The organism is Mucilaginibacter pallidiroseus, from assembly GCF_007846085.1.
In the GTDB taxonomy this organism is placed as follows: Bacteria; Bacteroidota; Bacteroidia; order Sphingobacteriales; family Sphingobacteriaceae; genus Mucilaginibacter; species Mucilaginibacter pallidiroseus.
The window spans coordinates 270,089-285,355 of sequence record NZ_VOEJ01000001.1 but is presented as its reverse complement, the minus strand read 5'-3'; the positions used below and the strand labels follow the sequence as shown (position 1 = coordinate 285,355).

At 43.2% G+C, this 15,267-nt stretch carries 6 protein-coding genes; 1 reads left to right on the top strand and 5 read right to left on the bottom strand.

All coding sequences use genetic code 11. The features are described from left to right. Positions 1-426 precede the first annotated feature (426 nt). From FPZ43_RS01210 to FPZ43_RS01190, 5 genes are read right to left on the bottom strand one after another with little or no spacing between them, the layout of a single operon-like run. On the bottom strand, positions 427-2,691 hold the full coding sequence (locus tag FPZ43_RS01210; protein WP_146380026.1) for a GH92 family glycosyl hydrolase: 2,265 nt from the start codon (positions 2,689-2,691) through the stop codon (positions 427-429). Between the two features lie 14 nt (positions 2,692-2,705). Beyond that, on the bottom strand, positions 2,706-4,784 hold the full coding sequence (locus FPZ43_RS01205) for an alpha-L-fucosidase (protein ID WP_146380025.1): 2,079 nt from the start codon (positions 4,782-4,784) through the stop codon (positions 2,706-2,708). A 6-nt stretch (positions 4,785-4,790) separates the two neighbouring features. Further along, the gene (locus FPZ43_RS01200) at positions 4,791-7,079 is read right to left on the bottom strand and encodes a family 20 glycosylhydrolase (RefSeq protein ID WP_146380024.1); all 2,289 of its coding nucleotides are present in this window, start codon (positions 7,077-7,079) and stop codon (positions 4,791-4,793) included. After that, positions 7,079-9,763, bottom strand: coding sequence for a glycoside hydrolase family 2 protein (locus tag FPZ43_RS01195; protein WP_146380023.1), 2,685 nt, complete (start codon positions 9,761-9,763; stop codon positions 7,079-7,081). The genes FPZ43_RS01200 and FPZ43_RS01195 overlap by 1 nt, the downstream gene beginning before the upstream one ends. A gap of 23 nt (positions 9,764-9,786) precedes the next feature. Continuing rightward, positions 9,787-11,223: an alpha-L-fucosidase gene (locus FPZ43_RS01190; protein ID WP_146380022.1), complete on the bottom strand. Its 1,437-nt coding sequence runs from the start codon at positions 11,221-11,223 to the stop codon at positions 9,787-9,789. Between the two features lie 915 nt (positions 11,224-12,138). Between FPZ43_RS01190 and FPZ43_RS01185 the strand changes: the two genes are divergently transcribed. Continuing rightward, complete coding sequence (locus FPZ43_RS01185) at positions 12,139-15,267, top strand: SusC/RagA family TonB-linked outer membrane protein (protein WP_222430910.1); 3,129 nt, start codon at positions 12,139-12,141, stop codon at positions 15,265-15,267.

Sequence of the window (15,267 nt, the reverse complement as noted above, 5' to 3'; positions counted from 1 at the left end):
CCTTCCTTAGGGGCTGCAAATGTACTATTTTTTATCAGAGCTCCATAATAATTTATTAACATACCTTCACATTTATCAATAACTGATAACCACTTTTATGCCACTGCTTTGATCAGCGTGTTTTAATAAAGCAGTTTTTCTTGCGGCATTTCATTGATTATCTGCCATAATTGGTTTGTTATCCATATCGGTTACTACAATTTTTACAGGGCGCTTTGGCAGAAATATCTGCATTGCATTTTTTGTATTATCAGGGCTTTTTGTAGTGAAGCTATATGTATTTGCATTAAACTTTTCATTATATACCCTTGTAGCACCAGCAAGCACTGGGGGCGCTTGTGCTGATTTTTTATTTAGCCCATATAAGTAAAATTATGACATACAAAAAAGCCGCTCTGTATTTATCAGAGCGGCTTTCAAATTTATTTAGTTTATCGAATGTGGTCTGCTTGCCACGGTAGTGCCAAATGTTGTTGGCTGGCCGCCCATTGTTATGACCAGTTCCCCACCTGCTGCAATATCCTTATGCGCAAGGTAGTTCACAGAATATGGCTTGCCATTTAAGGTAACAGTTTGAATGTACTTGTTTTTGCTGCTGTTGTTTTTAACCACCACATGGAATTTTTTACCGGCAGGCAGGTTAATGGTTGCCTCATTTACCACCGGGCTACCAAATACGTACATGCCGTTTACGGGGTTAACAGGGTATATGCCTATCGACGACAAAACATACCAGGCCGACATTTGGCCAACATCCTCGTTACCAATTATACCATCTGCTTTAGTGGTGTAAAAATTATCAAGTATAAAACGCACCTTGTCGGCCGTTTTCCATGGCTGCCCAACGTAAGTATACAGGTAAGCAATATGGTGGCTCGGCTCGTTACCGTGCGCATATTGGCCTATTAGACCCGAAATATCCGGCGAGTGTTCTTTACCCAAGTCGCCCTCAGCCTTAAATAACGAATCAAGTTTTTGAATGAATGGTTTTTCGCCACCTAAAAGTGTTACCAAGCCTTCCACATCATGTGGTACCAGCCAGGTGTACTGCCATGCGTTGCCTTCGGTAAAGTCGTCCTGTTCATGGCGCGATTCGAACGGATTAAAAGGCGTTCGCCATTTTGTGGCCGACACCCTGCCGCGCATAAAGCGGGTTTCTTTATCAAAATAGTTCTGATAATTTTTAGATCGTTTCAGGAAGTACTGGTAATCGTCGGCTTTGCCCAACTTTTTAGCCAATTGCGCAATACAAAAATCATTGATGGAGTATTCAAGGCCCATAGCCACGTTTTCGCGGGTACTATCGGCCGGAATATAACCTAACGACTTTACATACTTTAGACCCCTAAGATCCTGCATCTGTGTTGTTTTTACGGCTTCATAAGCCAGGTTCTCATCAATGCCTTTAAAGCCCTTTAATACAGCATCAACCACAATTGGCACGGCGCTATTGCCAACCATGGTGTTGGTTTCATTAGCCATTAAATGCCAAACGGGTAACCTACCCTGCTGTTTGTAAATGTTCAGCATGGTGTTAATCATATCGGGAACTCGCTCAGGAGCCATAATGGTGTAAAGCGGATTAGCCGAGCGGTAGGTGTCCCATAACGAAAAGGTGGTGAAATTTTTAAAATCTGTAGCTCTATGCACTTTTTTATCGGTACCCCAATACTCGCCGTTAACATCGCTAAAGGTTGATGGCGCTATCATGGTGTGATACATGGCCGTGTAAAACTTCTTTAATTGTGACAAGGAATCGGTCTTGACGGTTATCCGGCCCAACTCTTTGTTCCACTGTGCTGCAGCAGCTGCGGCCACCTTGTTAAAATCCCAGCCTGGTACTTCGGTGTTTATATTCAATAAAGCATTGGCACTGCTAACCGGCGATATACCAACCTTTACAAATACTTTTTCGCCTTCCGTTGTAGAGAAACTTAAAACGCCTTTAACCTTTTTCCCTTTCAGCACAATGCCGTTTTGCAGGGCAGTACTGTCATACACAGCAAACTTGCTGATGGGTTTAGAGAATACAGCCGTAAAGTAGATACGCTGCGCCGCCGCCCAACCTTTTGAGAAACGGTAGCCTTCAATAGTAGTTGCATTTATCTTTTTGATGTATGTCTCGGTTGGTCTGTCGGCTATTCCCTCGACAAGGTCAATAATAACATTTGCGTTACTTGCCTTAGGAAAATTGTACTGATGAAAGCCTACGCGGTTTGATGCGGTAAGCTGTACGCCGATATTATATTTTTTGAGTTTTACAGCGTAGTAACCCGGCCTCATTACCTCATCCTTGTAGCTGAACAGCGAGTAGTACCCCGCCGCAGGGTCTTTCAAAGTGCCTTTATTAACGATCACTTTACCTGTTGTGGGCATAAAAGAAATATCGCCTAAATCACCTATACCAGTGCCACTTAGGTGGGTATGCTGAAAACCAACAATTGTTGAGTCTGATATATGATAGCCCGAGCACCAATCCCAGCCTTGTGATAGTTGCGTTGGGCCTAATTGCACCGCACCAAATGGTACGTTTGCGCCTACAAATACGTGCCCGTGGAAGCCCGTGCCTATCAATTGATCTACATACTGTGTTAAACCCGCTGTTGCTGGCTTAGCTTTTTTTACTGTTTGAGCCGACACCTGCCCGGCAATAGCGGCCAGCAAGATGGTGAGCTTAAATTTGTTCTTCATTAGTCCTGTATAATTTATTTAACCTGCGCCCCTACTTCGGCTATGCTAATGCCTTCCCCACTTATTACTTTGTTAGCAATAATTTTAAAGTAACGCGCCTTTACCGGCGTTTTAAGCTGGCTAACCTGCTCAACCGGGTTTGATTTAATGTTTGAAAATTCGCCATCGGCCACTGTTTGCCAGTTAGTACCATCAATACTCACTGCAAAACTATAAGCGCTTATCAATACGTCTGTCTTTTTATCCTGACGAGGCAAATAAGTGAATGCTGTTATCGCATGCTCCGCTCCCATATCAACTGCAAATGAGTTTGATCCTGAGACAAAGACACTATTCTCATTCTCATCAATAGCTTTTGCGGCGTCGTCTGATTTTGTTACCGGCTGCCATTTCTGTTTAGCAAGACCGAAACGGGCAATGGTGGTTTCGCTTTGCTTGCTATCAAAGCTTGCGGCTTTTACTTCGCCACCGTTGGCCAGCATAAATGGCTTATCATACACCGGCGATTTTTGCGTTGGTGTGGTGCCATCAGTTGTGAAGTGGATGCTGCTCACCGGTGCTTCGGTGTAAATGTTTACCTCGCCCTGCTTATTCCGTTTGATTACCGGGGCAACAACGTGCACAGGCTCTTTAAACAAGCCAAAATCACTGATAGCAATTGCTACCGAGGATGCCGTGATGCGTACCCGTAATTTATTTGTAGTGATATTGTATGGCAACCTAACCAACCTGTTTGCCCCTACACTTGGCACGGTGGCAACTTCCTTCCAGCCGCCGTTTAGCCAGGCATCAAACGCAGCCCCTTCAATGCGCTGGCCAAGTTTAATATTCTCGCGCAGGCGAATCACATTAAACGTTTTTGCAGTGTGCAGGTCAACTTCAAGGTTTGGTTTGGTAACGTTATCGTCTGTGGCCCAATAGGTATACCTGCTGTTATCTGTAAGGAAACTTGTGCCAAACTTAGCATTGTTGTTACCACGAATGTTACTTGCCTTAAAGCTTGCGCCTTTGGCCAGGTTAACGGCAAACGTAGCCTTTAAAATGCTGCCAAACTCTTTCAGGATCTTTACATCTTCATCGGTTATTACGCCGTCTTTATTAGGCGAAAGCCCTAAATCGAGGCATGCGCCGCGGCCTACGCTTTTATAATACAAATCAGCCAGGGTGTATGCCGATCTTGATTGCCCATCCTGCGATTCGTGGTAAAACCAGCCCCTGCGCATGGGTACGTCGCACTCGGCAGGCATCCAGTACTTGCCATTGCGCGTACCTTCGGTGCCTTCATAATCTTTAACAAAACCGTTGGCCGGTATTTTCCCTTCTTCAGGTGCGTGTGGGGTATAAGTTGCCCAATAGGTTTCGCCCGCATGGCCCTCTTCATTACCAACCCAGCGCACATCCGGCCCAACATCACCAAAAATGGCTGCACCGGGCTGCATTTCGCGTGTTAAGGCCCAATTGGCATCCCAGCCATAATAGGTAGATCTGTCAATCTTTCTTACATCGCGGGTGCCACCATAATAGCCGTCTCCTCCATTGGCACCATCGTGCCATGACATAAACACATTACCGTAGTTAGTGTAAAGCTCTTTTAACTGCTCACGATAAACCTTGGTGACATACGCGGGGCTGCCGTAAAGCGGGCTATTCCTGTCCCACGGCGAGCAGTATACCGCCATTTTCATCCCTAACTTTTGGCAGGCTACCTGGTATTCTTTTAAAATATCGCCCTTTCCGTTTTTATAAAGACTTTTGCTGATGTTATGCTCGGTTGTTTTTGTAGGCCAAAGGCAAAAGCCATCGTGATGCTTGGCAACAACCACAATGCCTTTAAAGCCACCCGCTTTTGCAGCGCCCACAATTTGCATGGCATCAAAGTTTTTCGGGTTGAATATCTTCGGATCTTCATCCCCGTAGCCCCATTCCTTATCGGTGTAAGTAGCCATACTGAAATGCACAATATTGTACATATCAGTTTCCTGCCAGCTCAATTGCCTTTGCGTGGGCAGGGCTCCGTATGGCTTAGGTGCCTGCTGTGCGTTTGCCGCCAAACCGGTTGCCAGTAAAGCGGTCATTAGTATATTGCTCTTCATCGCTTATTAATGTTTAAACCATGGTGATGGTACCTCAGCAGGTGTGCTGCCATTTATGCTGTACTTAAGGCCAAGCGCAAATCCGCCGCCGCCTTCAATAAAATCAAGCGCGAAGGGTTGCAAACCTTTGCTTAAAGCTACTTGCCCGTTCTTTTCAATAGCCGAGTGATTGCCATCATTATCAACCACCATGCGGTCTGCGATCTTAAGGATGCCGCCATCGTCGCAATTTAGGTAAAATGTGTAAACACCCGTTGCAGGCAGGTTGATGTATCCCCTGTAAGTTATAGCGAATGATGGAGCGTTTACAGTTTTAGGTACCGATATGCTATTGGTGGTAAACGTACTATCAACTTTTGCTTTGCTTATCAGGCTTGTTTGCTTAAAAAATGCCTTGTAATAATTTGCTATCAAACCATCATTTACCGAAGCCGGATTGACCGCTTTTGCGTACGACTGCTGTTTGTAGTTGAGTGTATAAATATCCCCGCGCGATCCTGTTGGTGTAAACGCAGCTACCTTTATGGTTTGTGGTGTTTTTATTATTAACGGCGCAGTAATTTCCTTAGATGTTGCCATTGGCAGGCTTCCATCCGTGGTATAACGGATTTGCATATCGGCCATCGGTTTTTTAATGCTCAGGGTATCTGCATCTGTAAAAACATTTTCGGTTACCATGTTTGGAAGGTCGGGCAAACGGTAGTGTATCTTCAGGTTATCTAAACGCTTATAGTGCATAGGCAGGCGTTTAAGATATGAATCGTATTCATCCTTATTCGTCCATAACAGCTCTGCAAGCGCTGTCATCCTCGGCATAACCATGTAGTCGGCACGCTGCTCGGTAGGTATGCGTTCACTCCAGGTATTTGCCTGTGCACCAATAATAGCCTTAGCTTCCTGAGCATTTAGCTTAGCCGGGATTGGGTTGAAGTGATAAACTTTTGAAATGGAATACTGATCAGGAAAGTTATCAAAGTAAAGCGGCTCGCCCGGTGTCATAATAACCTGGTTGCCGTTTTTGGCAGCTTTAACAGGTGCATCGGGCACCCAGCCGCGCCAGTACATAATGATTGCCGTAGGGCTTATTCCACCCTCAATAACTTCGTCCCAGCCTATCAATTTACGCCCCTTTGAGTTAAAGAATTTCTCCATCCGGTTGATGAAGTAACTATGTAAACCCGGCAGATCCTTGATGCCTTCCTTCGCCATGAATTCCTTTACAGCGGCAGATTTGCCCCAATCGCTCCTGTCAACTTCGTCGCCGCCAATGTGGATATACTTTGATGGGAAGATATCCATTATCTCGGTGAATATATTCTGCGCAAACTCGTATGTACTTTCGTTAGCCGGGCATATAGGCAATGAGAAAAGCTCACCAAACTTATTTTCGCCATTACAGGTTAGAAATGGATACGAATTTATTGCCGCCATCATGTGCCCCGGCATATCAATTTCGGGGATGATATCAATGTGCTTTGTAGCTGCATAGGCTACCAGATCCCTAAGCTGCTGCTGCGTATAAAAGCCACCGTAAAGTGTTTTCCCGTTTTTTTTGGTGATGTGTTTAGGATCAATAATAAAGTCAGGATTGTCCTTAGCCAATTTCATACAGGCGGTATCCTGGTTATTAAAAGTGCGCCAGGCACCCTCTGTAGTTAGCTTTGGATACTTTTTTATCTCAACTCGCCAACCCTGATCGTCGGTCAAATGCAAGTGAAACTTGTTCATTTTATACAAAGCCATCATATCGATGAATTTGCGCAAGTACTCTATTGAAAAAAAGTGACGAGAAACATCGAGGTGCATACCGCGCCATGCGTAAGCTGGCTGATCGCTGATATTCAACGCAGGCAAGCTCAATTGCTTCTGTTTGATTCCCGCCCCCTCTATACCCGCAGGCAGCAATTGCCTGATGGTTTCAACCGCGCGAAAGGCACCTGTTGGTGTAGCGGCAGTTATTGTTAAAGCCTTCGAGTTGATATCAAGCTTATAACCTTCTTCTGCTTTTATACCGGCATCATATTTAAAAGCAATAGACGCGCCGCTTGCAGATTTAGTTAAGGCGACACCTAAGCCGTTCTTTATCAGCTTATTTAATTGAAAAACCTCATTGGCAAACCTGGCATCGGCAGTTATGCGCGTAGCAGATGTAATGTTGAAACTACCAGTACCTGCATTAAGCGACGTTGGGTACGGAATAATTGGATAAGTTGTTTGCTGCGCCATTACCGGGCCGACCTTTAACAGGCAAGCGCCAAATAGGGCTGTTAATGCTATTTTATGTGATAAACCCATTATTTTGCTATGCTAATTATTTTGCCTTTGTTCCCGTTCCAGCCATCAACATCAACGGCCAGGTTGGTTTTGGTAGTTGCAGAGTAATCGATAATTACCTTGCGCTGCTCGCCAGGCAATATTGAAACATAGTTGTTATCATAAAATGCAGGCAGCACCCTATCTTTTGTTGTAGCGTCAACTAAAGACACGCGGTTGAAGAACGAAACCACACAGTTTTGTTTATTGGTCAACGTAACTTCTACCTGGCCGGGCTTTACAAAACGTGCAGTAGTAGCCAACTCGTCGGTCTTCATTTTTTGCAGACCGCTATATTCGCCTTTACTGTCTGCTACCCAATAAAGGTTCTCAGACAGCACATTTTTATCAGTATCCAATAATTGCAATGAAAGAAAAGCACCTTCCTTAGCCGCCATCTCATCCAATACCTGTTTTACCGACATTACATTCTTGGTTGATGTCGCTACAATATCGCAAAAAACCTGGGTGATTTCCTTTACTTTACCGTTCATATCATAAGCCTTCACAACCAGCATCATACTGCGGTGCGGTTTAAAGGTATTGTTTGCCAACGATATCATGCCGCTTACCGGGTTATACATAACATGCAGCGCCTCACTGCCATTACGCAGGCCATATAAACAGGCATTCGGGTCGAGATAATAATCATACATCTGGCCGCGCATTGCTGTCCATGGGTTTTGAGTTTTCCAGATAATAAAACCTGTATACCAATCCCACATGTGCGAGGTAAAGCCCTCGGCAAGGCCGCGGTACTGGTCGTAATTTACCAGTTGTGCTTTGCGGGTAAAGTCCTCAGCATTTTTTGCTTTGCCATATTTATTGATGCTGGTATCGTAACCAATGTATTTGTGGTAATCCCAAACGCTGTCTACCTTGCTCTTCCTTGTAGATTCGTTATACTCGGGTGCCACCATATTCTCGGTTGGCATAAATCGCTTAAGCGCCTCGTAGTCACTTACCCCTACCGAGCCAACTTCAGAATTGAAAGGATATGTTTTAAAGTTCCAGAACACATTAAGTGGTTGTATGCCATAAGGGCCATCGCCGTTGCCACCAAGCCTGTTGTCAGACATCTCTTCGGAGTTCGAATAATCTATAAACCAACGGGTATTATCAAGCCTTGGCAGGATATCTTCTTTTAGCGCGATCAACAGATCTTCGGGCGGGGTGATTTCGTTACCGCCGCACCACATCGCCAATGAGGCATGGTTTCGCACCATCTTGATCTGGTCTTCGGCCGAGCGAAGGAAAAGGTTGTGGTCATCCGGGTATTTTCGTCGGGTCCATTGATCATCTTTTTTCATTGGGTCAACCCAACGGCCATTGCAATCGCCGGATCCCCAAAAATCCTGGAAAACAAGCATACCGTATTTATCACAGGCATCATAAAACTCCGGGCGCTCGGTCATAGCGCCGCCCCAAACACGTATTAGGTTCAGGTTCATATCGCGATGGAAACGCACCTCGGCATCATAACGCATGTCCGACAGACGAAGCATTGCATCAGATATGATCCAGTTACCTCCCTTAATAAAAATCTTTTGCCCATTAACAGCAACTTCCCGGCTGCCCGTATGCGCATTCCATTTCGTTGTGATTTCGCGAACCCCAACATGTACAATCTCCTGATCGGAAACGGTTTTGTTGCCTGTAACAAACTTCACCTTCACATCATACATATTTTGCGGGCCGTAGCCATTTGGCCACCAAAGCTTTGGATTTTGCAGGGTGTAGTCGGCAAGTTTTACGGGCAAGGTTGAATTAGCTTTAACCGTAACAGATTTAGATATCGATGTACCGGCTATTTCATATACCAAGTTGCCGCTTACGGGAGCCGAAGTTGGGTTGCTCACCTCTGTTTCCAACTTTATAATAGCTGGTTTTTGAGCGCCATCAGGCATGCGCACGCCCGGCACGTTTGTAATTACATGCACATCTTTAAGCCGCACGGCGCCTGTTTTTTGGATGGTAACCTTATCCCATATCCCGGTATTTCTGTCACGCACGGGCTGGATCCAGTCCCAACCGGCGGTGTATTGCAAGCCTACATTGCGGGCAATGGTACCGTCGCCGCCCTGCCCGCCGTTTGCATTACCCAAAACATCAGGCGGGTGGACGATAACTGCTAACTTGTTGTTGCCGCTCTTGCTTAAATAAGGCGTTATGTTGTAAGTAAAACGCAGGAACATCCCTTTCTGAATGGTTTTATTCAGCTTGTGCCCGTTCAAGTAAACATCGCAGCTGTAATTTATGCCACGAAAGTTTAGGTAAACCTGGTTGCCATTGGTTGCAGGTGCTTCCTTAAACTCCTTTACAAACCAGTAAGTATAATAGTCGGCACCGGTTTTATAAATGTCCGGGATGCGCTCGTTGTTCATTCCATAAAAAGGATCGGGAACTTTTTTATTGTTCAGCAAAGTGGTAAGCACCGTTCCCGGCACGGTTGCGGGCATCCAGCTATTGGTGTTGTACGATGGTTCGGAAAGTTTTGCACCATCAACATTGACACTTTTAATTGGAGCGCATTTCCAGCCAGAGTTTAGCTCATAGCTATTTTGCGCATTAGCTTTATTATTATACGTAGTTGCAGCCAGCAATACAGAAAGCCCAAATACCAGTTTTTGGGGTTTAATTGAATTGTAGGATAAATTCCGGAACATTTTACTTTTTTAAGATTTACAGATCAATATTGAATTTTAAATACCGCAGCGTGGCTCAAGCCGTTATTGCTCTGCAACCCTGCGGGCACCTTTATATTAATAATACCATTATCAGCGGTAAATTTCACTTTCTTGCCACCCAAAAGCGTTACGCTTTTAACCTTATTAATACCGGTCAAGTGCAATGCGATATCTGATGGTAAGGTAACGGCATCCGTAGTTGATGTAGCAAAGGCATATATAGTATTGCTATTAGCAGCTTTTGTATAATAAATACTACCTTCTGAGTATGGCGCAACAGCGGTTGAGTTGTAAATGCCCTCGCCGTTAATTTTTATCCAGGCGCCTATTTGTTTTAGGCGACTGTAGGCGACGGGATCCCAGTCGCCATCCGGACCAGGGCCAATGTTCATTAGCAGGTTGCCGCCGCGTGAAACGATCTTTATAAGCAGATTTACAATTTCATTAGCTGATTTGTATTTGTCGCCGGGTACGTAGCTCCATGAGTTGCCCATTGTTATGCAGCTTTCCCAAGGGTGATCGAGCGGTTTGGTTGGTACAGTTTGCTCTGGCGTAGTGTAGTTTTCATACTGGCCGGCAACGGTACGGTCAACCACTATAAGGCCGGGCTGTTTTTGGCGCGCCATAGCAGCAATCTTCGGCATATCAATATCCTGATTAAAGGTTATTGCCTTTTGCCAGTCAACAGCCGTATCAATAGTATTTTTAGGGCGCACCCAGCCACCATCTAACCAAAGAATATCGACTTTACCGTAATCGGTCATAAGTTCGCCTATTTGGTTATAGGTAAAATCTTTAAATTTTTGCCATTGTTCTGGGTGCTTTGCAGGGTCATAGTTTACATTACGGTCTTTTGCCGGGAAATACGGCCACCAGTAATTTTCATTGTGCCAGTCGGGTTTTGAAAAATAGGCACCTATCATGAAATTTTCTTTAGAGAAAGCTTTAAATATCTCTTTTGTAACGTTGCTCTTAGGGTTCGATGAAAAAGGCGTTTTAGCGCTTGTTATTTTATAGTCGCTTTGTTTGGTATCAAACATATTAAAGCCATCGTGATGCTTGGTTGTAAAAACAACATATTTCATCCCGGCATCTTTGGCAGCTTTTACCCAATTATCGGGATTAAATTTTACCGGGTTAAATTTAGTTTGTAAATTTTCGTAGGCTTTTACATAAGTATTGTAGTTTGCACTGTATGGGCCTTTGCGCTGTGTCCATCCTTCATCTTCAGGGCAAATGCTCCAACTCTCAACAACTCCCCAACTGCTATATGTGCCCCAATGCATAAAAAGGCCAAATTTTAAGTTTTGCCATTTCTTGAGATTTGCTTGAACCAATTGATCTGTAGGTGCTACATAATCTTTAGACATTTCATGCTCCTGAGCTATTAAAGCGTTAAAGCGTAAAACGAAAAAGAGCATTAGGGAGAGTTTTTTCATATAAATTAAATTAGGAGAAGAAATTCAAGCCTTTGTGTACTTTATACACCATTAATTCCTGTTGTAAACATTACTATTTTACAATTAGATACAAAAAACGTAATAATTACATTTAATAATCGTCTAATTAGCAATTTTTTATTCGAATTAGCACGCTACTTCTTAAAAAAATTTAAAATGTGAGGTATTTTTTAATTTTTTTTATGAAAGTTAAATAAAATGTTGCTTTGTGTTACAGAATTATTACATTGCATTATCAATTGTCAAGGCAACATTAATAAATGATATCAATGATAGCTTTTTAATAAGAAGCGACTGTTTTTGAAAGTATTTTATGCATTTGGTAATTGATCGATAAAATGTGTAAATTATGTTAATACGATAATCGTAGCGGCAATTTGCGCGTTTGGCAATTAAATATTGTTTGCGTTAATGTTGAAAAAACCTTTTTAAATTTTTTTTTAAACATTACTTGCAATCTTTAATTTCGCCGCAACCAATAAATGAACAACCAGAGATGATTGAAATCATCTCAAAAAACTAAGTGATTATGCAGCATTGATTGTAGCCAGTGCTGCCTGCTACAAGTTATGTAGCCTGTACTATGGAACTATAGCGGATAACATTATTTTAATATAAGCACTACGTACAAATTGAAACCATACATATTTATTAACCCTCTAATTAATTCGTTTAGGCCTATGAATTAAAAAAACCTTTACATACCCCACAGCGTCGAGGGCCAACGGTGCTTCACGCAACAAAATTAAGACCTGTTAATTAACAAAGCAAATACCTGCTTTGCAGGGCTTTGCAATTAAACAAACTTCCTTAAATCAAATAAAAAATATGAAATATTTTAAACACCCAGGAGGTGTAAGGGATAAATCTTGGCTTACAAAGCCGGTTTTGATAATGAAATCTACCGTAATTTTAACGGTAGCACTTAGTCAACAATCAATGGCGAATGTAAACGCCAAAAACAAAGCAAACTTCAACACAAATCCCGTTGTAGCTTTAGCTAAAATAAATGAAGCTGCAACTGTAAAAGGTAAAGTTGTTGATGAAACCGGCGCTGGCTTACCAGGCGTTACGGTAAAAATCAAAGGTACCAATGAAGCTGTATCAACTGACGTTAACGGTAACTTTACCATTAACGCGCCTGATAATGCAGTGTTGGTATTCTCGTTCCTTGGTTACGAAAACCAGGAAATAGCTGTTGCCGGCAAACCTGTTATCAACGTGAGGATGGCAACTGCATCTAAAGGCCTTAACGAGGTTGTTGTAACAGCTTTAGGTATCAAAAAAGATCAGAAAAAACTGGGTTACTCTGTATCAACTGTTAACGGTGACAACTTAAATAAAGCAAAAGAAACAAACGTTGCGGCTGCATTAACCGGCCGCGTTGCAGGTTTAAGTGTAGGCCAGTCAAACGGTGGACCGGGTTCATCTGCAAGGGTGTTACTACGTGGTTTAACCAGTTTCTCTGCAAGTTCTCCACTATATGTTATTAACGGTGTGCCAATTGATAACACACAACGTGGTTCGTCTGGCGAGTGGGGCGGTGCTGACTATGGTGATGGTATCTCAAACATCAACCCTGATGACATCGAGAGCATGACTGTATTGAAAGGTCAGTCGGCTTCTGCACTTTATGGTACTCGTGCTGCAAACGGTGTTATCTTGATCACCACTAAATCTGGTAAAAAGAATTCAGGCTTTGGCGTTGAGTTTAATACAAACGCGCAGATTGATAAAGCGATGGACAATACCGATTTTCAACAAGTATACGGCCAGGGCCAGTTGGGCGCTAAGCCAACCACTGTTGATGCGGCTTTGGCTTCAGGTAACCTTGCATGGGGCGCTAAAATGGACGGCTCACAAGTTATTCAGTTTGATGGTAACACTTATGCTTACTCTCCTACTAAAGATAACTACCTGAAGTTTTACCGTACTGCGCCAAGCTTTACCAACACCGTTTCATTAACAGGTGGCGGCCAGGATGGCTCATTCCGTTTGTCATTGTCTGATTTACGTGCAAACTCAATTGTACCAAACAGCTACCTTGACAGGAAAACCTTTAACTTTAACGGCAACCAAAAAGTTACGCCAAAATTAGATGTAACTGTACTTGCCAACTACGTTATCGAAAACTCAAAAAACAGGTCGGGTTTGAGCGATGGTCCGGGTAACCCGAACAACGTTACTTTCCTTGCTCCTAACGAGTCGCAAAGCATCCTTTCTCCGGGTACTTTAGCTTCTGGCAAAGAACAAACTTTTACAAACGATACCTATGTAACAAACCCTTACTTTGCAGCCTACAATTTTGTAAACAATGTTGAAAGGAAACGTTTGATATCGGCAATTACTGCTAAGTATGATATCACCAAATGGATTTATGCACAAGGCCGTGTAGGTTATGATAACATCAATGACCAACGCCTAAACATCGAGCCGACAGGTACCGCATACTTAACTACAAACGGTAACATGAACACCCAGACATTGCAAACCAACGAATTTAACGTTGACGCTTTGATTAATGGTAAACATGATATCGTTAAAGACTTGTTAAACTTAGATTTAACCATCGGTGGTAACATCCGTAAAAGTGACTATAACGGTACTTTCATCAACGGTAACGGCGGCTTGATTGTTCCTTACTTCTACAGCTTAACAAACTTCCCAAGCAGAAACAGCGGTCCGATTGGTGAGCTATCAAAACAACAGGTTAACTCGGCTTACTACTCTGCAGACTTCTCAATTAAAGACTTCTTGGTATTGAGCACAACAGGCCGTTATGACGTATATAGCAGCGTGTCAAGCGAGGTTGGTCGCGGTATATTTGCACCATCAGTATCCGGTAGCTTTATCTTCTCTGAGTTGTACAAAATGAACAATGTTGATTTGGGTAAAGTACGTTTGTCATATGCACAAACCAGCGGTGCTCCAAATCCATTTGCTAATACTGTTTATTATAACATCAATAACTCAATTAATGGTGTACCAACCGGCAGCATGGGCAGCCAGTTACCAAACTTGTTCCTGAAACCATTCAGACTGCAAGAGCTTGAGGCTGGTTTAGAAATGAAAATGTTTGGCGACCGTTTAGGCTTCGACGTTGCTTTCTTCTCTCGTAAAACTAAAAACGAGATTATCAACAGCACCATCGACTGGTCTACAGGTTATACAAACAGCTACATCGGCACTGGTTCAACACAAAACAGAGGTGTGGAGGTTGAGTTACACGGTACTCCAGTTAGAACTTCAGACTTCAGCTGGACTCCGTCATTCAACTTTACTTACGTTAAAAACAAAATCGTTCAAACAGATCCTGCAACCAACTCAAACGTAAGCTTCGGTACTTACCGCCCGCTTAACGCAAGCACTGCGCTTGTTGTAGGCTTGGCTGGTCCACAGATCATGGCTAACGACTATGTACGCAATGCAGCTGGTCAGATTGTTGTTGATGCTTCTGGTATCCCAATTCAGGGTGCTTTAAAACCAATGGGTTCGGTTATTCCTAAAATTTATGGTGGTTTTAATAACAACTTCAACTACAAACAATTTAACTTAAGCTTCCTTGTTGATTACCGTTTCGGCAGCAAAGTGTTATCAGCTACAAACTACTACAGCATCTTCCGTGGTTTAAACAAAATGACGCTTGAAGGCCGCGAAACTGGTGTAACTGTAGGTGTAACAGAGTCTGGTGCAGCTAATACTGTAAGCGTACCTGCTCAAACTTACTACCAGGAGTTGGCTCGCCGTATATCTGCACTTAACGTGTTAGATGGTAGCTTTATCAAATTACGTCAGGTTACTGTTGGTTATACAATCCCTGCAGCTAAATTGCGCAGTACACCGTTCAGTGGTATCGGTATCTCGCTTGTTGGCCGTAACTTGTGGACTATCATGAAACATACTGATAACATCGATCCGGAGTCTGGCTTCTCTAACACCATTAACTACGCAGGTATTGAAGGTACAAGCTTGCCTATGACCAGGACCTATGGTATAAACGTTAACTTTAAATTTAAAAACTAA